The sequence below is a fragment of the Cytophagales bacterium genome, assembly GCA_033344775.1.
Lineage (GTDB): Bacteria > Bacteroidota > Bacteroidia > Cytophagales > Cyclobacteriaceae > JAWPMT01.
In genome coordinates, this window is the sequence record JAWPMT010000004.1 from 609,639 (window position 1) to 635,194 (window position 25,556).

The following is a 25,556-nucleotide window of genomic DNA, read 5'->3' on the forward strand; positions in this document are numbered from 1 at the left end:
TGCTAGTAGTTATTTCAATTGTAAGGGTAAACCTGATACCATAAAAAATGCCTTGTCCGCTCGTTGCGCAATGAATTGGTTGATCCATCCTTGCAGTTCGACGAACTTACGTCCGACATGTGTTTCGGCATGAACGCCCATGCCTATCTCATTGGAAATAAAAATCAAAGTGGCTTCCTGCTCGAACATTAGTTCAAGCTCTTGTTTACAGGATTGCAAACAAGCATCTATGTCCTGTTTCAGGTCTACAAACCAGTTAGTCAACCAGAGCGTCACACAATCTATGACAATCACACGACCTTCCAGATCCAACTGGCTGATCGCCTTCTCTTCTTCCCATGTCTCCCAACGATCATCCCGGTCACCCTGATGGCGAGCCACCCTTTCTTCAAAATCCTCATCCCACCGTCTGGCAGTCGCCAAATAGACTGGCATATCGCTCAATCCCTTTGCCAGGTCCATCGCATAGCGACTTTTACCTGATCGCTCGCCTCCACTGATGTAATAAATCAAGGTCAGTTATGATTAACGTGTTTTCTAATTAATGCGGAACTTTCGTGGACTATACTTACAGACAAATTAGCCGAAATGGTCTTTGGAATTCATACGATCGTCATCTTCAGCTCTTCCACCGAAAGCATCCGCTTAACATGTTATTGGCAGGTCTCCTGGCTTGTCCTGTTTTAGCTTCCTTCCCATCAAAACCTTCAAGATCTCAACAGTGGATTAGATATGACTTCAACAATTATGGACTTACAGTTGCGGGGACAGCTCTTGATTTTAACAAGATTCCCTTTTCATTCATGGCTACAATTTCGCATCCATGAAACCAGTAACGGCACGAAATTATGTAAATCAATTTCCAAATCAAAAATCCAACTTTGACGTATTTAGAGCATAACGCATACAATTATTAAAATCAGAATCGCAGTGATTATTAGTTGATTTCATAATGGAATACGACCTACTCGCCTATTCAAAAAGCATTTACGAAAAGGAACTAAAATCTGGAAAATTCGAATTATTGATCATAAGTTTGACCGACATGAAAAAAATCACATCGCCAGTAATCATCACGTGTTTTCTCGCCTTTGCCTTACTCATTACCTCCTGCAGCGGGACGAAAGAGGATCGGAGATTAGACCAACTCAATAAAGAAAAGGAAGAGCTGACCGGCAAATTTGAATCCATTGGCGCGGACCTTGATCAGGCCATTGAAGAACTGGATACTAAAATTGCCAGTGAGAAAGGGCGAACGAAACGACGCCTGGAAAAAGCCAAAAAGGAATTATTAAAAACGAAAAAGGACATCAACGCATCCATGAAGGAGGTAGCTGAGGCATCCGATGAGAATTGGGAAAACATTAAAAAACAAACGGATGATCTGTTGAAGGACGTTGATGTAGACTTAAGTGGCCTCAAACAGAAAATCAATAGCGTGATGGATGAGCTCACGGATGAGTTGAAGGACTAGAAGCGATATCTCAACCCGATATTGAAATTTCTTTTAGTGGAATTCAATCCATTCCTGGACACAAAACCCTCGTCAAACACATTGTTGATACTCCCGGCTATAAAAATGGATTCACTCAAATCATAAGAGACATCCAAATCGAAAACGTCGTAGGTATCAAGTGAGATGTCATTGTTTTCACGCGTTTCACCAACAGCTAAGTATGTCAATTTTACCAGCAGTTTTTCCACAGGTAAAGCAGAAAGGGTGAAGAGGAATTTATTTTTAGGTATTCTTCTTAAGACAGTAAATCTCGTCAGTGCATTCGTGTAGGTATAATAGCCCGACAAGCTAAGTTGTGGCGAAAACGCATACCGGGCATTCAATTCCAGCCCATTCACTTCCCTTTCGGCTGTGAGATTGACATACCTGCCTATTGTCCTATCCTCATTGAGTTCCAACTCGACGAAGTTTTTGTCTTTCCGAAAGAAATAAGCTACTCCGCCACTCAATTTGCCTATCGCAATCCAGTTAGCTCCTCCTTCTATGGTTTCAGATTGTTCCGCGTCAAGGTCCAGGTTTCCTGCATCGTTTACCAGCCGATTTAAATCCCCTCCGTAGAACTGCCTCAAAGTCGGTGTAAGAAAAGTGGTAGCATAAGCTCCAAATACTTTGAGTTTACCTGACCCCAAATCGAATAAATAACTCGGGTTAATATCCCACACAAAATTGGTACCGGAAATACTATGAAAACTCAATCGGCCACCGAGTTGGACATTGAGGTTTTCCTTATTATAGATGAACGACATGTAAGGATCTAACATTGTAAAGCTTACTGTATCTGCCATTTCTTCTTCCGGTTCCCAGGTGGGTTGCTGAAGATTGATACCTCCGATCATTTCTAATTCATTCGAAAGCTTCTGATTGACCATCACATCGGCCTGTAAAAAATTACCACTGAAGTTGAAGATCTTACGATCCGCGGGACCACCAATACCCTGAAGATCATTGGTTCGTTTGTTTCTATGATAAGAAAAATTGCCACGTATACTTCCTTTAGACCAATTGTAGTTAGCATTAAATGCCACTCGAAGCAAGCTCAAATCCGCAAATGAAACATTATCCAAAAACATCGTGCCATCAATATCACTCAAAACTTGATGATAGGCAGAAGTAAAGCCTATTGAAAATTGATCTGAGAATTGATAGCCAACCTTCCCAAGGAAGTTGACTGAATTGGCCCCATCATCATCATAATTTTGTTTTCCGGAAGTATCTCTTGCTTCAGAAAAACCACCGGAACCACGGGTTGTACTGCTGACCAGGTAGTTGAAGCCCCCGGAGGTACCCGACAAATCGATATGAGTAGCAGACGTGTTGAAACTACCCAAATCGAAATTGAGGTTTCCAACGAACTTTTCATTCGCTGGTTGATTTGTAACGATACTGATCACGCCTACGGATGCCCCCGTTCCGTAGAGGGACCCCATCCCCCCCTTGATCACTTCTATGGACTCAATTTGAAGGAGATCTAGTAACCTTAGATCAAACTCCTGGGCAGTACCCGAGGGATCATTAAAGGGTATTCCGTCAATCAAAACCAAAGTCTGATCACTTTGGGCTCCTCTGATCCACAGATTAAGGCTCGTTCCCGGGGCGGCGAAGTTTCCATCTACATGGATACCCGGAATTTCATTGAGTAGATCGGAAATGTCTTTCCCTTTGTTGGAAGCAATTTGTTGGCTGTCCAATCGGTAAATGGCTTTCCCGAATTTTTCGAGGGTCATTTCAACTTTACTCCCAGCCTCTATGTAATCATGAGTTTGAACAACGTTCAGGGTATCCTGGGCCAGAACTGAAACATTCAGGCAAACAGCTAAAGCGGCAAAAAATGCCTTTGGTATAGGTTGGTTGATCATTTTATCATCAAAAGAAGCACCCAGGCCAGGGCTCACTTACCCTACATGCCATCATGCCACAAACGGTTCTATTCCAAGATCCTGACACAATTTAGTATTCAGGAATCGCAATAAATAGAAATAGGGAGAATCTGGTTGACTTCCAACAAAAATAATAACCTGTGGAGTCTTGAAAAATATCTTTGGGGAATCTGTTCTTAAAAGATGGTCAAAAGTGCATTTGCAGCGAATGCCTTGGACCGGCCTACCATACATGATTGGTCCCTTGTCGCAACCTTGTGTTCTTCCTTCAAATACCTTAATACCGGTAATCTTTCAATAAAATAGCGACAATCGATCCGGCACTATTTCTCAGGAAAAATCCCAGGTTATAGAGATTGAAATTACGATTGCCTGGAAAAATGACTGTTGTACTTATTGCGATAGTCAACAGGTGATATGCCGGTATATTTTTTAAAAACAGACCTGAAAGCCTTATTATCAGAATAGCCCACTTCCACCATTGCTTCCGTGATGTTTTTATCTGTCCGTTCAAGCAATTTTTTAGCAGCTTCTACTCTCACTCTTTGTAAATATTGAAAAGGCGTATTCTGTGTTGCTTTCTTAAACCGCCGGATCAGGTTCCTTCTGCTGAGCGCCGCCTGTTCCGAGAGCGCCTCCAAAGTGATATTTTCTCCAAAATGGCTTTCAATGAACGACTGAACACTTTGAATAGAAGTATCACTGTGGGTCTTTTGGGATTCGAATATGACAAACTCCGATTGGCTGTAGCGGTCAATATCTATCTCAAAAAGTTTTGCGTTCATGATGGCCATGTCCCGGCCATTGTACTTTTCGATCAGATAGATCAACAGGTTCAAAAACGAATAGGCACCACCACTGGTATAGGTCCGATCTTCATCTGTAATGATCTTATCCTGTTGCAGCAATACCTCCGGAAACATCTCACTGAATTGATCAATTCCGACCCAATGAGTGGTGGCTCGTCTGCCATCCAAAATACCTGTGGCTGCCAACAAAAATGCCCCCATACAAAGACTGGCTACTTCCGCTCCTTCCCTAAACCTGGCATTGATCCACGGCAGGAAAGCATTGTTTTTGGATAAGGAATCCTCCATATCTCCCATGATCGTTGTGACTACTATGAGGTCTGTTTTATCAACTTGATCGATGGTGACGTGGGGCTGGATGGTAAAGATGCCATCGTATAAAGTGGTGGTTTTATTGAGACCGACTAACTGAATATCATAATAAGGCGGATACCCTTGTTGTGCCAGGAAATTATTCACCTGACCAAAGAGCTTGAAAGGGCCAACGATGCTGCTGAGCACTGCCGGTCCTTCTGGTACGAGTACCGATACATGTTTCATTTTTGAGCTTTTAAGTCCTGATCAAAAGTACCACGTGGTTTGGTCACTATCAACCCCACAGTATGTCTCTAATGACCATCTCATGGCAGTTTCACCCCCAATAGCTTTGTTAACGAAAAACTTAAACCTTCTTAAAATATGCCTGAAATAAGTGTAAATATGACTGCTGTACTCATTGCAGTTGTCGCTAATTTTTTCTTTGGATTCGCCTGGTATACACCACTTTTCGGAAAAGTCTGGTCTCGAGAAATGGGGTTTGACCCGGATGAGAAACCCCCTAAAAATCTGATGATTGGCGGAATGATTGCTATGGTGATCGGAAACTTTCTTTTTGCCTGGGTACTTGCCAACAACATGGCAGCTTATAATCCACTCACCTGGGGTTTTGATCCTTCTCCCTATCCAGCTTATGGTGTGGCAATGATGGCCGCTTTTTTCACCTGGATGGGCTTTTATTTACCTGTGGATATTGGTGTTGTCACCTGGGAACGAAAATCATGGACGTTATTTTTCATCAATACAGGCTACCACTTTCTTAGTCTTGTGATTGCCGCAATGATCATTGCCTTTATGTAAGCATTTGTCGGACATATTTCCCTCTGTCCTTAGGAGGGAAATTCGATTATGGGATTGTGGCCTGTTTTTATCGGGGTAAAGACTTGCATCGATTAACACCTCGCCAGAACCAATTATTTTCGCTATTGGTTAGACAACAAACGCATCTTCATGTCCTGGCTAAAACACACATACGCGACACAACTTCCCGGTACTTTCTACTCGGCGCAAAAACCAGCACCCATAGGAAATCCAGACCTGGTTTTGTACAATGCATCACTGGCCAATTCCCTGGGAATCGGAGGAGATCTACAGGAAGAGGAAAAAGCCCTTGCCTATCTCTCCGGCAATAAATTGGTACCGGGTAGCAAAGCGATTTCTCAAGCTTATGCCGGACATCAGTTCGGTCATTTCACCAAATTGGGTGATGGTCGTGCCGTACTATTGGGCGAAATTGAAACTGAACTAGGGACATACGATCTGCAGCTCAAAGGGTCGGGACAAACGCCTTATTCAAGAAGAGGAGATGGTCGCGCGACATTCTATTCCATGTTGCGGGAATACCTGATCAGTGAAGCCATGCATGCATTACGTATCCCAACCACGCGGAGCCTGGCGGTTGTAAAAACCACCGATCCGGTGTACCGGGAGCAAGTAAGTGAGGGTGCGGTCCTTTCCCGTGTAGCTGCTAGCCATATCCGTGTAGGCACGTTCGAGTATGCACGCTTTTTTGGTGCACCCGGCGACCTGGAAGCGCTGCTGCAATACACCATACAAAGGCATTATCCGGCACTACTGGATCATCAAAATCATGCGTTGGCATTACTGGAGACGGTTATGAAAAAGCAGAAAGACCTGATCATCGACTGGATGCGGGTGGGATTTATCCATGGTGTGATGAACACGGACAACATGGCCTTGTCTGGTGAAACCATTGATTATGGTCCATGTGCCTTTATGAATGCCTATCACCCTAAAACGGTATTTAGTTCCATCGATACACAAGGGCGGTATGCTTTCGGAAACCAACCTAACATGGCTTACTGGAATCTGAGTGTTTTTGCCAATGCACTCCTTCCCTTGATTGATAAGGACGAAGCAATTGCTAAAGAAAAAGCAGAAGCAGCGTTGGATCGCTTTCCTGAAGATTTCTCCAGTGCAAATTTCGACATGATGGCCCAAAAACTGGGCATTGTACATCCTATTCAAGAAGATGGTGCGTTGATGCAAGGATGTCTGCATCAATTAGTAAATCATCGCGTCGATTATACCAACTTCTTTACCGAGCTGAGGCGTGGTGGTGAATTGATTGACCGTCTGAGTCAAGATGAATCTTTCAATTCCTGGCATTCAAAATGGGAAATTGCAAGATCAAGGAATGCTACAATTGCTGAAAGTGAGGCACTGATGGTACAAACCAATCCGGTCGTTATCCCACGAAATCACATGGTAGAAGATGTACTAAATGCCGCGGTTTCGGGAGAAATGCAACCATTCCACCTGCTGCTCAATGAACTGGCTTCTCCTTATGATGACTCCTCCATCCTTCAGATGGTCCCCGCCAACTTCGATGCGAGTTATCAGACGTTTTGTGGGACGTAATAAGCCAATATTTTTATCAGGTTTTAGGGTTGATTATAATCCAATTAAGCAAAAGAGACCGGAACATTTGTGAAGTATGTAATTCAGACCAGATATCAACAGGTTCAGCCTCTTTAAATCCAGCTCAGCGCCTGTACGGTTAGATATGAAAACTATTGAGGTTTGTTTAGGTTATTTACTTAAACCAATAGATTTAAAATACATGCCAACCGAAATCGGAAAAATGGATAAGTATGCCACGATCTGGTATCATTCCGACCTGAATGTGGTTCGTCTTGAATGGCATCATAATGCCGCTCCAGTGACCATCGTCTCAAAAACCTGGGAAGAACTCATCAACATTCATGTAGAAAAACATCAAGTCACTACGATTATCGCTGATATGCACAACACGAAAAGTGTTTTCTTACCTGACACCATTGCATGGTGGGGGGAAGTAAATGTACCAAAGCTATTTGCACTGGGAGTCCGGGATATTATCACGGTGAATAGCACAAGTTTTCTGTCGAATAATGCGAACAAAAGATGGCAAGGAGCATTAGGCGGCATCAATAACTATGAAGTAGGTAGCCTGGAAGAAGCATTGACTTTTATCCAATCAGGTTTTGAGGAAGAGTCTGTTTAAAGGTTTATCTCTAAAAGAAATTAGCCTTGACCAAAACAAAAAGAAGCTGGCCCTATCGAGACAGCTTCTTTCCTGTTGTTGGGAGAGTTAGTGATCACTTCATATCAAGTGAAATGATCACTGGTGTTACTGTTTCATCAATCGCTGGATGGTCGCACCCTCGCTGGTGATAATCCTGACCATGTACAGTCCCTCAGGTAATTCCCGGATGTCGTACTGATCTCTTTGTCCAAATTGTTGGACTGATCGCCCGTTCAGGTCATAGACCTGTACCTGCTCCACTCGCTTCAGACTCCTGATCTCGAAGTAGTCCTGTACCGGATTCGGGTAAACCCGGATCTGCTTCATCTCCGCTGGAATGGTGCTCAGCACTTCATCCACATTGAAGGCCGCACCCGACTCATCGATCAAGGCCGTGACATCCACTTGTTGACCTTCTATCACCCCTACGGATGCACTCATCGTACCCACTCCAGGGATGTCTACCAGTAGTTTGTAGTCCCCTGTCGGTAAGCCCGTAAACTCGATCAAGCCCAGGTCATTCGTCACATCCGCTGCTACGTATTCATCCGCTGCTGTTTTCAAGATCACCAGCGTGTTGGGTAGTGGATCGCCGTTCTCTACCCTGCCCTGCACGAATCGGTTCCCATTGCCCTGATTGTTCTGTGCAAAGAAGCTGATCATACCGCCTTCTTCCGCTGGCAGGAAATCGATGTTCGATTGTGGGGCCAATTGCATCGTCACATCCACATTCGTCAGATCTGTGGTGATGTTTAGTCCTAAAGGAATGGCATCCTCATCGATCACCGGAGATATATCGCCATAGAACGTCATCACATAGTCAATGCTGAAGGGAGTCACAAACAATTCATAATCGCCTGATCGTAGTTGCGAGAAAGTGTAGGTGCCGTCTGCACTGATCGCGGTTGTCTGACTATTCGTCAAGTCATTCAAGTCACCCACAATGATAATGCCGTCTGTGAACGGGTCCCCATTCTCATCTCTGATCGTTCCTGTGATGCTGTATAAAGCAATCACTTCCACGCTTGACTGAGCCGAGATCGCATTTGTCTCTGCCGTAGCCGCTAAACTCGCACTTACAATCACCCTTCCTATATCCGTGAACGACAGCTCATTGGTATTGGTGATCGTACCAGGTCCAGACACGACCGTGTAGATCACATCCGCTTCACTTACAGTCGTCGCTCCTTGCACATCTACTGTGGATGTTAAGGTGATGGTTGCTGTGTTTAGTACTTCGGTTGGCAAGATGAAATCAATGATCGGAGTAACCAGGCTCGCATCCAGTAAAGCAAATTCAACCACATCTTCCGAACCTTTATATTCGTCAGTTTCCTTGATTGATCCTTTCACCTGTACCAACCCTGCTTGATCTCCTAAAGTCAGCACACTCTCGGTGATGGTAGCCGGACCAGATATGATCTCCCAGGTGATTGGAGCATCTACCGGGCGGGTAATTGCCGTTAATGTGATTGGAGCATTGCCCACCGTCTGATCAGCAATCGGGTCAATCTCAATACTGGAAGTGATCCGCGTGTCATTCGCCTGGGTCACCACCAGTTGCTGGGTTACATCCGTTGCCGCATTGTAATTGTCATCCCCCGTCTGGCTTGCAGTGATCAGCGTGGTACCTGCTCCGATGATGGTTACCGTAGCTCCATTGACCGTAGCCACAGTTTCATCTGTACTGGTGTAGCTGATATTGAGTCCTGAACTGGCTGTTGCTGTCAGATCAAACGCCTCATCCGTAGTGGTCTTCACCGGTAGGAAGTCAAACGCGATTTGTTGGTCTGCTTTCATCACCGTCAAGGTGCCTGCCACATGCGTAATACTATAGTTCGTTGCCTCTGCTCCTGATACGTCAATCGCATAGTCTCCAGGAGTACTGGATTCATCAGCAGTTGTATTGATAACAGGAATTGTGGAAAGCACCAGTTGGTTTTCATCATTGACGAACCCTGTATAGGTAACTGTCAAGGTTGGATTCGCTTCACCAAATGCTCGGCTTTGATCATCAGCTGAAATGACTAACTCCGCAGGGTTGACCGTCAAAGTGCCGCTGACATAGTTGAGCTCATAATTATCATCTGCCCGTCCACTCAAATTGATGGCATAAGTACCTACCTCACTGGTCACCTTCACCAGCGTACTGGCCGTAGGCAATACATCCAGGGCACTGGCATCCTCATCATTCACGAAGCCATCATAAGCAATCGTCAACGTTGGATTCTCAGCACCGTAAGTCTTGCTTTTATCTTCTGCTGTTACCGTTAATGTCGCCTTATTGATGGTTAAGGTACCATTTACATAACTAAACAAATAGTTATCAGATGCTCCACCTGAAGTTGTGATCGCATAAGTATCTACTGGACTGGTCGTATCAGCAGTGGTAGTAGCCGTAGGTACGGTAGTGATGACCGTTGCATCATCTCCATTCAGGAATCCTGAATAGGTAAACGTCAAGGTTGGATTAACCGCACCATACATTCTGCTTTGATCATCTGCCGTCACCGTCAGGGTCGCCTGATCAATTGTCAGGGTACCATCTGTATAGCTAATCACATAGTTGGTCGCAGTGGCTCCTGATACAGTGATCGGATAGGTACCTACTCCACTCGTACTGGTGGCCGTGGTACTAATCGTCGGTGAGGTAGTCAGAATCTTCGCATCTTCATTGTTCACAAAACCAGCGTACTTCACTGTAAAGCTTGGGATCGCATCGCCATAAGAAATGGTTTGATCGATCGGCTGGATACTCAAAGCTGCCTGATCCACCGTCAGCATACCATCCACATAAGTGAATGTGTAGTTATCCGCTGCGCCGCCTGATGCGGTAATCGCATAAGTTCCCGTAGGGCTTGTCTCATCAGCGGTCGTGCTTGCCGTAGGTTCAGCCGTTAAGTTCGTGGCGTCATCTCCATTCTGGAAGCCAGAATAGTTCACTGTCAAGCTTGGATTAGTGGCACCGTAAGTTTTGCTTTGATCATCAGCAGTCACACTTAGGGTAGCCTGGTTTATCGTCAACGTCCCGTCGGTATAACTGAATGCATAGTTATCCGCTACGCCACCTGAAGCCGTAATGGCGTAGGTACCTACTGCGCTTGTTGCTTCAGCAGTAGTTGCTGCGGTTGGTGCTGTACTCAAACTTGTTTCATCGTCCCCATTCTGGAAGCCTGAATAGGTGACTGTCAATGCTGGATTAGCTGCACCATACGTTTTGCTTTGATCCTCTGCCGTTACACTTAGTGTAGCCTGATTTACCGTCAATGTTCCATCGGTATAGTTGAACGTATAGTTATCCGCTAAGCCACCCGAAGCTGTGATCGCATAAGTTCCCGTAGGGCTTGTCTCATCAGCCGTGGTACTGGCTGTGGGTTCAGTGGTCAATGACGTCTCATCATCTCCATTCTGGAAGCCTGAGTAAGTGACTGTCAAAGCAGGATTAGCCGCACCATACGTTTTGCCTTGGTCATCAGCCGTTACACTTAGGGTAGCCTGATCTACCATCAATGTTCCATCGGTATAGTTGAACGTATAGTTATCCGCTGAGCCACCCGAAGCTGTGATCACATAAGTTCCTATAGGGCTTGTCTCATCAGCCGTGGTACTGGCTGTGGGTTCAGTGGTCAATGACGTCTCATCATCTCCATTCTGGAAGCCTGAGTAGGTGACTGTCAATGCTGGATTAGCTGCACCATACGTTTTGCTTTGATCCTCTGCCGTTACACTTAGTGTAGCCTGATTTACCGTCAATGTTCCATCGGTATAGTTGAACGTATAGTTATCCGCTAAGCCACCCGAAGCTGTGATCGCATAAGTTCCCGTAGGGCTTGTCTCATCAGCCGTGGTACTGGCTGTGGGTTCGGTGGTCAATGACGTCTCATCATCTCCATTCTGGAAGCCTGAGTAAGTGACTGTCAAAGCAGGATTAGCCGCACCATACGTTTTGCCTTGGTCATCAGCCGTTACACTTAGTGTAGCTTGATTTACCGTCAGGGTACCATCAGTATAAGTGAACGTGTAGTTATCCGCTACGCCACCTGAAGCCGTAATTGCGTAGGTACCTACTGCGCTTGTTGCATCAGCAGTAGTTGCTGCGGTTGGTGCTGTACTCAAACTTGTTTCATCGTCCCCATTCCGGAAGCCTGAATAGGTGACTGTCAATGCTGGATTAGCTGCACCATACGTTTTGCCTTGGTCATCAGCCGTTACACTTAGGGTAGCCTGGTTTATCGTCAACGTCCCGTCGGTATAACTGAATGCATAGTTATCCGCTACGCCACCTGAAGCCGTAATTGCGTAGGTACCTACTGCGCTTGTTGCATCAGCAGTAGTTGCTGCGGTTGGTGCTGTACTCAAACTTGTTTCATCGTCCCCATTCAGGAAGCCTGAATAGGTGACTGTCAATGCTGGATTAGCTGCACCATACGTTTTGCTTTGATCCTCTGCCGTTACACTTAGGGTAGCCTGATTGACCGTCAAGGTTCCATCGGTATAGTTGAACGTATAGTTATCCGCTAAGCCACCCGAAGCTGTGATCGCATAAGTTCCTATAGGGCTTGTCTCATCAGCCGTAGTACTGGCTGTGGGTTCAGTGGTCAATGACGTCTCATCATCTCCATTCTGGAAGCCTGAGTAAGTGACTGTCAAAGCAGGATTAGCCGCACCATACGTTTTGCCTTGGTCATCAGCCGTTACACTTAGTGTAGCTTGATTTACCGTCAGGGTACCATCAGTATAAGTGAACGTGTAGTTATCCGCTACGCCACCTGAAGCCGTAATTGCGTAGGTACCTACTGCGCTTGTTGCATCAGCAGTAGTTGCTGCGGTTGGTGCTGTACTCAAACTTGTTTCATCGTCCCCATTCTGGAAGCCTGAATAGGTGACTGTCAATGCTGGATTACCTGCACCATATGTCTTGCTTTGATCATCAGCAGTTACATTTAGTGTAGCCTGGTTTATAGTCAATGAGCCATCGGTGTAAGTGAACGTATAGTTATCCGCTACCCCTCCTAAAGCTGTGATTGCATAATTTCCCGTAGAACTTGTTTCATCAGCAGTAGTTGCTGCAGTAGGTTCAGTGGTCAATGACGTTTCATCATCTCCATTCTGGAAGCCTGAATAACTCACGGTCAAAGCAGGATTAGCTGCACCATACGTTTTGCTTTGATCCTCTGCCGTTACACTTAGTGTAGCCTGATTTACCGTCAATGTTCCATCGGTATAGTTGAACGTATAGTTATCCGCTAAGCCACCCGAAGCTGTGATCGCATAAGTTCCCGTAGGACTTGTCTCATCAGCCGTGGTACTGGCTGTGGGTTCGGTGGTCAATGACGTCTCATCATCTCCATTCTGGAAGCCTGAGTAAGTGACTGTCAAAGCAGGATTAGCCGCACCATACGTTTTGCCTTGGTCATCAGCCGTTACACTTAGTGTAGCTTGATTTACCGTCAGGGTACCATCAGTATAAGTGAACGTGTAGTTATCCGCTACGCCACCTGAAGCCGTAATTGCGTAGGTACCTACTGCGCTTGTTGCATCAGCAGTAGTTGCTGCGGTTGGTGCTGTACTCAAACTTGTTTCATCGTCCCCATTCTGGAAGCCTGAATAGCTCACGGTCAAAGCAGGATTGGCTGCACCATATGTCTTGCTCTGATCATCAGCAGTTACATTTAGTGTAGCCTGGTTTATAGTCAATGAGCCATCGGTGTAAGTGAACGTATAGTTATCCGCTACCCCTCCTGAAGCTGTGATTGCATAATTTCCCGTAGAACTTGTTTCATCAGCAGTAGTTGCTGCAGTAGGTTCAGTCGTCAATGACGTGGCATCATCTCCATTCTGGAAGCCTGAATAACTCACGGTCAAAGCAGGATTAGCTGCACCATACGTTTTGCTCTGGTCATCTGCAGTTACACTAAGTGTAGCCTGATTGACCGTCAAGGTTCCATCGGTGTAAGTGAACGAATAGTTATCCGCTAGGCCACCACTTGATGTGATCGCATAAGATCCCGTAGGAATTGTTTCATCAGCGGTTGTGCTTGCTGTTGGTACTGTCGTCAATGTCGATTCATCATCGCCATTCTGGAAACCTGAGTAACTCACAGTCAAGCTTGGGTTAGATGCACCGTAGATCTTGCTCTGATCGTCAGCTATTACGGTAAGAGTCGCCTGATTGATCGTCAGGTCGCCAGCTATATAGGTAATAACATAATTATCACTGGTCAAGCCTGTTGGAACAATGACGCCACTGTAAGTGCCTACATTCACATCGGAGATGTTGTTGAAGGCCAGGGTTCCAGTCAGGAACGTCTCATCTTCTCCCGATACAAAAGTGCCGAAGTTAACAGTGTTACCAGTGTTGGCATCTTCCCCATAAGTGACCGTTCTGTTATCCCCAGTGATGGTCAAGGAAGCTTGGGTAACCGTCAAATCTCCATTGGTGTAGTTGATCTCATAATTGGCTGCAGTGATCGTATTGTTCGTGTCGAACCACTTGATCGCACCTACATAAGGCACCGCATCCACCAGATAGTGGCCATTGATATAAAGTGTTCCGCCTTCATTCACATCCGCGATGATCCCATCAGGACTGATCGACAATACACTCGCATCATCACCATTTACAAAGCCAGAGTAGGTCACCGGATGGTTTTGGACCGTAGTAGTTCCATAGACAAAGCTGGCATCATCCAATCGAGCAGTCAATGTGGCTTTATTCACGGTTAAAGTGCCGTCTGAATAAGTGAAGGAATAGTTATCATCCACTCCACCAGCAGCAGTAATCGCATAGTCACCTACCACACTTGCAGCAGTAGCGGTGGTACTGGCAACCGGAACTGTATTCAAAAAACCGGCATCATCTGCATTCACAAAACCTGAGTAACTCACCGTCAAAGCCGGATTTGCAGCACCATAAGTTTTGCTCTGGTCATCAGCCGTCACCACCAGGTCTTTCTTATTCACCGTCAAAGTCTGAATTACCGGATCGGCTGCTGCAAACGTCGCACTCCCAGCTTGATTGGCAGTAATGTTCACCATACCCACTCCTACGATCGTTACCTCGCCCGTACTTGTTACCGTGGCAACGGCAGGATTATCCCCTATATAGGTTACCGCATTTCCAGAGGCTCCGCCGGTTGCACCCAAAGTGAACATCGCATCTCCATAAGTCACATCAGTCAACGCATTGAAGGTGATCATCTGCAGCAATCTATCGGTGATGGTCAACGTGCCATCCGTGAAGTTGATGTTGTAATTTCCGCCTGCTGTCAACGTTCCTTGCTGAATTGCATAATCACCCAACGTCTCTCCAACTACCCTTTGAAGATTACCAGTCAGTTGGTCTCCATTGATCAGAGCCACTGAAGTGAGCGTGTATGTGAGCGCAGGATCTGCCGTACCTTGTACTTTCGTTTTGTTGTCCGCTGTAATTGATAAGGCAATTGGATCGATAGTCAATGTAGCGGGCAATACGATGGAAAGCGTGTAATTAGGTCCTGCCGACAGTGTTCCCAAACCAATAGCATAGCTTCCCGCATCTTCGCCCGGATTACGTGCCAATGTCCCGGTAAATTCATCCCCAGCTACCAGAATGGAGCCTGGAAATAAACTGTAAGTCAGTTCTGGATCACTATTACCATATATTTTATCAGGACTGGAAACAAGAAGCCCAATGGGTCTTTGGCTAATGGTTAAATCATCAGGAACATAGGTCAAATCGTAGTTAGACCCTGCATCTAATGTACCCTGGTTGATGGCATAAGTACCTATGTCCTCACCGGCATCCCGAGTCAACACCCCGGTAAAAGCATCACTGAACTGCAAAGCTCCATCACTAAGCTGATAACTCAGCAGAGGATCGGAATTACCATAGGTTTTAGTTTGTGCATCAGCAGTTACGGTAATTGCACGGGTACCAATGGTCAGGTCATTACTCACAAAATTCAAAAAGTAATTGATCCCTCCATCGAGTGTACCCAGATTGATGGCATAATTTCCAACATCCTCGCCATTGGCTCTACCTAGCGCCCCACTCAACACATCGCTTCCTTGCAGAGCGCCGCTTGCGATCTGATATGTAAACGTAGGATCCAGTTCACCATAAGTTTTACTCTGAGGATCCGCCGTTATCGTAAGGATTCTCTCAGTAATAGACAAAGAACCATTACTGATGAACGTAATGTCATAATTTGATCCGGCCGTTAAGGTACCTTGCCTGATCGTATAAGTACCTGCATTTTCACCCAGGTCTCGGGTTAAATCACCTGTGAACATATCGCTACCCACCAAAGTACCAGAAGCGATAATCGGTGTAAATGCAGGATCAATATCCCCATAAGTTTTAACCTCTGATTGCGCCCTCACAAAGAGGGGTCGAGCATTAATGGTCAAGTCCTCTGATTGGTAGGTAATCGTATAGTTACTGCCCGCATCCAGGGACCCCTGGTTGATAGAATATGCTCCTACCCCTTCTCCCGCATCTCTGGTCAGTGCCCCGGAAAGAACATCACTTCCTTGTAGTGCACCTGAGGTAACTTGATAGGTGAGCGAAGGATCAGGGTCACCATAGGTCTTGCTTGTCGCATCCGCCGTTACCGTTATTGCCCTTGCGCCAATAGTCAAATCATCTGAAACATAACTGATATGGTAATTGGCATTATCCAACGTACCTTGCTCAATGGTATAAGCTCCAGTGTTTTCACCAACTACACGCGACAAGCTACCTGAGATAACATCCGTGCTTGCTGTGGTACTTAGCAAAGATCCATTAGTTATTTGATGCGTCAGTACCGGATCAGCATCACCATAGGTTTTACTTTTTGGATCCGCGGTGACGGTTATGGGTCTTGCAGTCACGGAGAGGTTGAAGTTATTGGAGGTGGTCACATCGTAATTGAATATACGGTCTACACCACTACCATCTAAAATTTCAACACCAGTAGCATCATTCACATTGTTTTCGGTGAATACATGAGTTCCTACGCCGCGTAATTGAACAATGGGAACAAAAACTGATGATTCCGTTAAGGTTAGTGTTTCTCCTGGTGCTACAGAACCTGCAGAGATGTTAAATACTGCCCCGGGGAAGCTTTCACCGTAAACGACTGTTGCGTCCTCTATGGAATAGGTGATCGGGCGTCGGGTGATGGAAAAAGTACCTGATTCAAAAGTTAAATCATAATTTCCAGCATTGGTAACAGACAAATCACCCTGATTGATATTTAAGGGCAAACCACCAGGAAGTCCAGACCGGGTCTCATCAATCGTTTCGCCAGACTCGCGAGTTAGACTTCCGGTAAAGGTATCACCTACTGCCAGACTGCCATTTGTCACCTGATAAGTAAGCGATGGATCAGCATCACCATACACTTTTGTAGATGGATCTGCGGTCACCGTGATTGGGCGGGCTGTAACGGTCAGGTTTTCGGAGAGAAACGAAATGGTATAATTGGGATTTCCAAGCGTTCCCTGGTTGATGGAATAGGTGCCCACGTCCTCACCTGCTACTCTTTCCAAAGAACCAGAAAGCACATCGCCATTGATCAACGTACCACTAAATATACCAAAGGTCAATTCAGGATCGGGATCCCCATACAATTTGGATTTGATTTCTGAGGTCACCGATATGCCTAATGGGTTAATCGTAAGGTCATCGGAAACGAAGGTGATTGCATAGTTACTGTTATCTAATGTCCCTTGTTCAATGGCATAATTACCGACGTTTTCACCTACAGCACGTGACATATCTCCTGTCAGCACATCGCTTCCCTGCAATGCTCCAGTAGTAACCTGATAGGTCAATGTGGGATCTGCATTACCATATACCTTGCTTTGCGCATCAGCAGTTACGTTGATCGGTCGGGCATTAATGCTCAGATCATTGGAATCAAAAGTGATGGCATAGTTGCTGTTATCAATCGTGCCCTGTTCGATGGTATACGTACCCACATTTTCACCAGCGACACGAGTCAGACTGCCGATAAGCACATCGCTTCCCTGCAAGTCTCCGGCAGTCACTCGGTAGGTAAAAGCTGGATCAGCGTCACCATAAGTCTTGCTTTTCGCATCAACCGTTACCGTAATATCTCTTCTGGTAATGGACAATGAACCAGTAGTCAAAAAAGTGATATGGTAATTCGCGCCTAAGGTTAACGTTCCCTGCTGGATGGTATAGGCACCCACATCTTCACCAACATCTCGGGTCATAGCACCAGTAAATGCATCACTTCCTACCAAACTTCCCGATGCAATAATTGGAGTAATAGACGGATCGACATCACCATAAATTTTGACCTCTGACTGTGCTCGGACAAAGATTGACCTTGTCCCTATGGTTAAATCCCCTTCGACAAACGAGATATTGTAATTCGAAGAGGTCAAACCTTCAGGAATGATCACTCCCGAGTAGGTTCCGATATTTACATCTGTGATGTTCGTGAATGATAAGTCTCCACCTAGCACACTTTCATCTTCGCCGGTAATGAACCCTGAATAAGTAACCGTATTTCCTGCATCGGCATCGTCGCCGTAAGTAATGCTGCGGTTATCCGCTGTAATCGTGAGATTCTTCTCCGTAATGGTCAATTCACCTGCCTCAAAGTTGATGGCATAGTTTGCGTTGGTCAATCCTCCATTTGGGATGATGGTACTTGCATACACTCCCACGTTGACCTCTGTGATGATGTCGAACAAGACCGTACCGGCAAAATCCGCCGCCGTTTCTCCATTGGCCAGGCCACGCTTACCTGGTTCATCATAGGGTTCGAAAATCACCGAATGTCCCGTATTCGCATCCTCACCATAGGTGATCGATTTCGGATTGGCTGTGACATTCACGGGACGCGCAGTTACGGAAGTAATATCACCTGACTCAAAAGTGATGGCATAATTATTCGAGGTTATGCGCAGTTCCGGATTGCTTTCCCAGGTAATGGCACCGACATAAGGCCCACCAACGTTGTAATTACCACCTGTTCCCAAATTCAGAAAGATGGCAGTTGGTGAGCCTAAAGTTACATTGAGAACAGACTCGGTTTCACCATTTACAAACCCGGTATAAGTAGCCGGATGATTATTGGCGCCGATTTCACCATAGACAATGCTTGCATCATCCAAACGAGCGGTCAACGGCGCCTTATCAATAGTAAACGTACCGGTTGCTTGTGTTGCAGTGAAATTTGTTTCACTCGCCGCGAGATTTACCCGCACATCATAAGCTCCTGCGTCTACTGGTAAGGTCGTACTGAAGGTTCCAGTTCCCTCAGGGCTATATTCGATCATCAGGCTCAAAGTCGGACTTCCTCCAGCATCATTGGCCGTAGGGCTAATGCCTTGACCAATACCTGAATAAGTAGGGTTGGTAACCGGCAGATTCAAATTGATAGTAGAGGCAAAAGGATCGACCGTTAGATTTTGTGTCACATTTGTTGCCGGCAAATAGGTACCATCGCCGGCTTGCGAGGCTGTAATCGTCGTAGTTCCTATTCCTACTACTGTAACAGTGTTTCCGGAGATGGTGGCTACAGCAGGATCAGAGCTTGCATATGTTACCCCAAGACCTGAAGAGGCGGTAGCCCCTAAATTGAAATCTGCATCGCCAAAAGTTACATTCGAAAGCGCATTGAAAGTGATGGACTGTGGCAATCCCTCCACTACGCCGTTTCCGGAGCCATCCACATAGTTACTGACAGAACCAGTCAAAGCAAAGGAGTTAAATGTCGCGTTATTTCCAGAGGTGCTTCGATCAGGTACCTGAGTCAACCCAGTATTATCTCCATTGATGGTTCCTTCGCTGAAGTTGTAGTACAGCACAAGTCCTGATTCAGTACCTTGAAGTTCAATGTCTTTGTTTGCAAGAATTTCAGCATCAGTACGGGCCACATTCCACAATCTGATCTCATCCATAGCTCCATCAAACGGATATGGATCACCGGCAACATCCCTACTTGCTCCGATTAACAAAGGCTCAGTATTTGTAGCCATAGTACCAGTCACAGATGTATTTGATGAAACCTCAGTTCCATCTATCAAAATAGACGTTTTTTGAGCTGTACCATCCCATTTCACAGCCAAATGATGCCATGTTTCAGCAGTTAGTCCAGACCAAGTATAATCTGTAAATCCTGCACCAACACCAGCATGATAAAAGCGCATCAATTTAGATGGGGCATAGACCATCAAACCATAACTATCGCTGTATCTCGATTTACTAAATATAGCTCTCCAATCAAGACCAGCAGCCACAGTGTTCAATTGATCAAAATTCAGCCATGCCTCGAAAGTAAATTCATTAACATCCAATGAATTAGCATCTGGAACCGAGAGGTAATCATAATTTGACAGACTACCTGCCTGATCAAAATGCAGGGCTGGTGCTGGGTTGATGGTAACAACAAAACTGGATTCTCTTGTACATCCAGTACCCGCATCTTCATTGAAGATGTAGATTGTTTGTGTACTGCTTATCGGGTCTCCCGCACTCAAGGGTGTACCTGTTCCTCCTGTTGCAGTGAAATAGTTCCCATTAGTAAGACCTGGTAACGTATATGTACCAATGGTGGTAACATCTGCCAATTGATCAACGGGCAAGTTCTCGATTGTGATGGTAAAACTATTCTCATCGATACAGGATGGATTTACACCCGTTCCGTAAACGTACAGCGTAGCCGTACTGGTAATTGGATCTCCGGCACTGTATGCTGTACCCATACCACCAAGTGCTGAAAAATAATTTCCTGAAGTCAAGGCTGGTAGCACATATGGACTACCATCACAGACCAAAACGTCTGCCGGATTATCAACAGAAAAATTCTCTTGTGTAGCGGCGATCGTCAGTATTTGCTGCTGATCAATTGCCGGAGCGTTGTTCACATCACCCGCCTGAGAAGCGGTAATAGTAGCAAAACCGGCACCGACTATGGTTGCAATGTTACCAGAGATGGTCGCCACACCTAAATCATCACTAACAAAAGTCAAAGTAGCACCTGTGCTTGAGGTAGCATAAAGCGATAAATCAATCGTTGTTTGCCCACATGCCACTTCAGGAATGGCATTGAAAGTGATCGTTTGTGAGCCCTGATCGATCGTATAGGTGCCTGTTACTTCAGCAGCGGAATAATTGATCTCACTTGAAGCAAGGTTTGCTCGAACATCATAAATCCCTGCATTGGTTGGTGCCGTATTGCTGAATGGATCGGCGGACCCCTGAATTTTGTATTCCGTCAGAATAGCTAGTGTAGGATTGCTACTAATATCATTGGCAGTTGGGCTAATTCCCTGTGGACTCCCTGAGTATTCCGGATTGGTACCTGGCAAGTTCAGACTTATAGTCGTCGCAAAAGCTGTAATTGAAAAGTCTTCACTGACACTGCCCGCGTAATCAGTATTGGAAGCTTTCACGAAAGCAGTTACCGTATAGTCACCAGCATTAGTTGGTGCTGTTGCACTGCTAGCATAGGTAGTTCCATTTCTTCCCTCATAGGTCAGTTCAAGATCCCCAACAGGAATAGGAGGTGTCAAGGTAGCCACACTTACGGTATAAGCTTTTTCAGTCCCATCGAAGATCAGGCTTGCTGGCGCATTGAATGTCACATCAGAAGCAGTAATTTGGGGTTTATCAAATGCGGTTGGCGTATCTGTCATTTGCAACGAACAAGGCCCATTCAAGATCAACTCTTCGATCCAGTTGGTGTTATTACCAAGGGCATTTACCAATGTTCCGGTATGGTTGCCACCGGACAAATCAGCTATACTGTTGCCGGATGTTTCACTGTAGGTATAATTCAATACCAGATTGGTTTGCGGGGTAGTGAAAGTGGTGTTCATGTTGTTAGCGATATCCGAAGCGGACCTGATCACACTCCAAATACGGGTATTGGCTACAGCACCACCGATCAACTTTGTTGCATCACTGGTGGCTTCATGATTTCTTCCTAATCTCCAGTTACCGCCGAAAGAAGTCCCAAAGCCGAATGAAAAACCACTTCCAACCTGAATTCCGTTTAGATAAAATAATAATGAATTACCATCGAAACTTGCAGCGACATGGAACCATTCATCTTTTGGATAAGCAACTCCAGTAGTATTTGTTACCCCTTCCTCAGGATCAGAATTACCTGCAAATATCAGCCCTCCTGATATGTTAATGTATAATGGAATTCCTACTCCAAAACCACTATCAAATTGTTCATGGGTTATAATGGATGCATTCACATCTGTATCATCAGATGATGGGATATATACCCATGTCTCAACTGTTGATTGAAAAATAGTCCCTCCCGATAAAACAGGTATTGTTGCATAATCATCCGCACCATCAAAACTTAAGGAATTTCTGACACCATCTCCTGGCACGCTGGCAGCAGCAAGCACATTGTAGGTAGTAGGAGCGGAAATCGTTTCTGTAGTAAACGCCAGCACCGAGCCATTTCCTGCCAAAGGACCCTGAAGAACCGTATTATCAGAGTTATTTCTCAAGTAATAATCAACGCCTAGTTGCGAACTACTCAAAGAAACATCTGCTGATGTGGCATTCGATTGCGTTAATACAACTGTTTGCTCCTGGATGGGAGTAATTGTCACAACAGGCTTGTCAGTCATGACTAATGAGCTTGATCCCAACTCGGCATATACTTCATAAGTCTTGCTGGCTGTCAGAGTTTCCGCAGTAAATGAGATACCAGCGCCCGTACCTACCACAGGACCTTGAATTACAGAATTATCCGAATTATCCCTTAGATAGTAATTAACATTTTGCTGTGTACTTCCTACAGAAACAGTGGTAGTCACTTCACAAATTGCTGATGTTTCAGATGCACTTACAGTTTGATCAATTAAGCCAATTGGATCTACTGTAAGGCTTTGTATCACATCCGATGCTGGATCATAAACCCCTCCTCCTGCTTGACTTGCAGTAATGTTGGTAGTTCCCTCACCCACGATCGTGACTGTATTTCCCGAAACAGTGGCCACTGATGTATTAGCGCTTGTAAAAGTCACCCCTAAGCCAGAGCTGGCTGTCGCTGTTAGATTGAATGTCGGGTCACCTAATGTGACATTAGCCAATGGATTAAAGGTTATGCTCTGAGGTTGACCTTCAATGGTAATGGTGACATCTTTGGTAGAAGCATTGTAAAATGAATTATCGGGTGAAGATGCTCTTAGTGTCACAGAACCTGGAGAGCCCGCTGAAAATACATCTGTAATGTTGTTAAATGTTGAACCGGTAGCGTCAGGGGCGATGATCGTATAAGTGACATCAGTATTGTCAAAGTCATTAGCCTGAATGATAGCAAGTGACTCTCCCGCCTGAACGGTTGCATCAAATATATTGAACGCCCTGTCAAGCTTAAAAACCACCCCGTCCCAAATTAAAGCCAGGACAAAATAATCGGTCTCTGCGTATTGAGAAGTGGCTGCCTGAGTGGCTTTAATGACTATGTTTCCTGTGGAACCTGCTGAATTTATTGTGCTCCCGGAAATACTCGCTCCTAGATCCGGACCTAAGATGCTGTAGGTAAAGGCCCCAGGAGAGTTACTCGTGATCTGGGTATTCAAATCCAATGAGGAATTGATGAGGAGAAATGGGTCTCCACTTATCATGGCATCGGGAGCAGTAATGGTAAGTGTCGCTGTTGCAGTACCTCCTGCAAATCCACCAGAAGGTTCCTGGGTCGCTTCAATCGTAACAGTCCCTGCAGAGCCCAAAGTCACTGTTGCGTTATTAGCTCCACTTAGCGAGGTATTAATTCCGGTTTGGTCAATGATCTGGTAATTGATCGCTCCTGTAGAATTAGAAGAAGCAGCCAAAGTAAAATCAGGATCGGATAATCCTTTGGAAATATCATTAAAAGTGATTGTCGGATCGACAAGACTTACGTCATTGGATTTTGAGAAGGAATAACCTTGCTGTTGCCATAAAACTCCATTCAAATGACAACTAGGATAATGTGCGACAATGTTGAAGTAGTATGTAGTATTAGTGCTTAACCCCGTGACCGTGATGTTGGGTGTAGCTGAATTGCCCGCATAGATCACTTGCTCACCGCTACCGGCATACGCTGGATCACCGGTTGGTACGGCTGTACCATTGGCAAAAGAAGTGAAACTATTGGTCGTGTTCATTCTGATCACATAGCCATCAGGTGCAGTTGCAGGCTCATCTGGGGAAAGCGGAGTAAATGAATTTAGTTCCATGCTACTGCCAGTGACCGTCCCAAACACCGGATTCGTAGCTGTATTGTCAGAAAAATTACATGTGGTAAGTGTGATCTCCTTATAGTCCGCCACGTTAACATAACTGGTGCCATTGCAGGTGTAATACACATAGGACCTGAAATAGTAAGGGGTATTGGGGTCCAAATTGGATATTGAAGCAAGGGCACTTGATGCACCTCCGACAAAAATCAGTTGCTGACCAGCATTCTCATATACAGTGTTTTGAGTCGGTAAAGTCATATAAGTAGCGTCGGGATCTGTAAAACTGTTCACATCATTGACATATACGAGAAATCCTGAGGGAGTCAGGGTGTTGCTCCTGAAAACTACCGGAGCCAAATTATTTACACCAACACTTCCACCGGTTGTACCAATTCCAGAATTGTAACCATTGGGTGGGGGTCCACACGTGTAGAGGTCAGTACTAAAACCTGTTGTTTCAAAGTACGGAACAGTGCTACAAAGGCTGTAGGTATAGACCTGAAAATAATACTGAGTAGTTGCCGTAAGACCTGTAATCGTCACATTGGGGGAAGCTGCTGTCCCTGCATATACGACTTGTTCTCCTCCTGCATAAACGGTGTTTGCAGTTGGTAAACTACCATTCGTAGGTGCGGTAAATGAATTAGCGGTATTGATCTTTACCACGTATCCTAATGTTGCATCAGGGTGATTGGCAGCTCCTCCAGTGAAAGAATTGATCTTGAGTTCTGTGGTTGACACGGCGCTTACATCCACTGCTGTGATCGCACTTGGAGCTGCTCCGCAAGTCGTATAGGTATAACTAAGCGGAGTAGTATAATTCAGAAAACCCGTGCATTCATTGTAGGCATCAACCTGAAAATGGTATAGTGTATTGGGGGTAAGGCTCGTCAAAGCGACTCCAGGTGCTCCGGATTGACCTACGTAGAATATCTGCTCACCTCCACCGTAGGTCGTACTGGCAGTAGGTGCTGTTCCAAAATCATCGGTATAAGTGGTGAATGAGTTGCTTGTATTGGCTGAGACAAAGTAATTTCCCGTCAAGCCAGTGGCATTTGCGGTCTCTAGCGTAATGGTGTTATCGGTAGCCGAGAACGTCGCTGAATTAAGGATTGTGCCTGAACAGAAGCCTGGAGAAAAACCCAGAATGCGGTAGCTATAGTCTCCGGTAAAAATCGGATTGGCGTATGCAAGTTTTAAAGTGTAATACACATCACTTGTGTAATCCAGTGAAAAGTTAAGCACTGTACCGGGAGTGGCAACCCCATCATGGATCACAGTGGAAGAAAGAATGGCACCACTATAGCTTGCATCTCTTTGCTCTAGTGTGGCTGCAACTTCAAGAGTTCCACTGATCCTCGTGTTTTCAATGGTCATACTGATCATTCCGCTGGCATTGCTGGGTCTGGATATTTCCCAATAGTCCACCACATCAGAAGAGCCGTTTACTCCCCCTATGATCGTACCATCCTGGTAGATCCGTAGCACACCGGATGCACCTATCGCATCATTGGGCTCAGTTTCTGCCTGCCCAGAGACCGTAAAGGACACAAACATGGCGGTAAAAAGAAATAATAATTGAAAAAAGACTTTTTGGGCAGTCTTTAAACTCATATCAGTTGGCTTTTTCATATCGTTGGTCTCTTTCCGGTGGTTTAAAAAAATTTCGTTAACACTTATTCAGATTCAAATCGGCCCCAAGACGGTTGTGTCTTTTCGATGGTTGCTTCACATGTTGACGATTTATTGACTCATCATCAATTGCAGCATTTCTGATCACAATTCGAATTAAATTTTTCAAATGAATAATTGTA

Annotated in this window: 8 protein-coding genes and 1 riboswitch; of the genes, 4 read left to right on the top strand and 4 right to left on the bottom strand. The window is 45.3% G+C overall.

Going from position 1 to position 25,556, the window contains the following annotated elements; genetic code table 11:
* Window positions 1–9 precede the first annotated feature (9 nt).
* Entirely contained in the window at window positions 10–513 is a 504-nt protein-coding gene (locus R8G66_11330) for a bifunctional adenosylcobinamide kinase/adenosylcobinamide-phosphate guanylyltransferase (protein MDW3192952.1), read from the bottom strand.
* A gap of 127 nt (window positions 514–640) precedes the next feature.
* Window positions 641–849: riboswitch (cobalamin riboswitch) on the bottom strand.
* 103 nt (window positions 850–952) lie between these two features.
* On the opposite strand from R8G66_11330, the gene R8G66_11335 reads away from it, so the two are divergent.
* A complete protein-coding gene (locus R8G66_11335) occupies window positions 953–1,474 on the top strand; it encodes a hypothetical protein (GenBank protein ID MDW3192953.1) in 522 nt (173 codons plus the stop codon).
* On the opposite strand, the gene R8G66_11340 is transcribed toward R8G66_11335, so the two are convergent.
* A complete protein-coding gene (locus R8G66_11340; GenBank protein MDW3192954.1) occupies window positions 1,471–3,408 on the bottom strand; it encodes a TonB-dependent receptor in 1,938 nt (645 codons plus the stop codon). The genes R8G66_11335 and R8G66_11340 overlap by 4 nt on opposite strands.
* 347 nt (window positions 3,409–3,755) lie before the next feature.
* A complete protein-coding gene (locus R8G66_11345) occupies window positions 3,756–4,742 on the bottom strand; it encodes a helix-turn-helix domain-containing protein (GenBank protein MDW3192955.1) in 987 nt (328 codons plus the stop codon).
* A gap of 138 nt (window positions 4,743–4,880) precedes the next feature.
* Here R8G66_11345 and R8G66_11350 point away from each other — a divergent pair, with 138 nt between their 5' ends.
* The 3 genes from R8G66_11350 (at window position 4,881) to R8G66_11360 (ending at window position 7,524) form a co-directional block, all read left to right on the top strand.
* Window positions 4,881–5,318: a DUF1761 domain-containing protein gene (locus tag R8G66_11350; GenBank protein ID MDW3192956.1), complete on the top strand. Its 438-nt coding sequence runs from the start codon at window positions 4,881–4,883 to the stop codon at window positions 5,316–5,318.
* 150 nt (window positions 5,319–5,468) lie between these two features.
* Window positions 5,469–6,899, top strand: a complete 1,431-nt coding sequence (locus R8G66_11355; protein ID MDW3192957.1) for a YdiU family protein — start codon at window positions 5,469–5,471, stop codon at window positions 6,897–6,899.
* Between the two features lie 202 nt (window positions 6,900–7,101).
* Window positions 7,102–7,524 (top strand): hypothetical protein, encoded by a 423-nt coding sequence (locus tag R8G66_11360; GenBank protein ID MDW3192958.1) that lies wholly within the window; start codon window positions 7,102–7,104, stop codon window positions 7,522–7,524.
* A gap of 126 nt (window positions 7,525–7,650) precedes the next feature.
* Here the strand turns inward: R8G66_11360 and R8G66_11365 are convergent, their stop codons facing one another.
* Complete coding sequence (locus R8G66_11365; GenBank protein MDW3192959.1) at window positions 7,651–25,356, bottom strand: MBG domain-containing protein; 17,706 nt, start codon at window positions 25,354–25,356, stop codon at window positions 7,651–7,653.
* Between the last annotated feature and the right edge of the window lie 200 nt (window positions 25,357–25,556).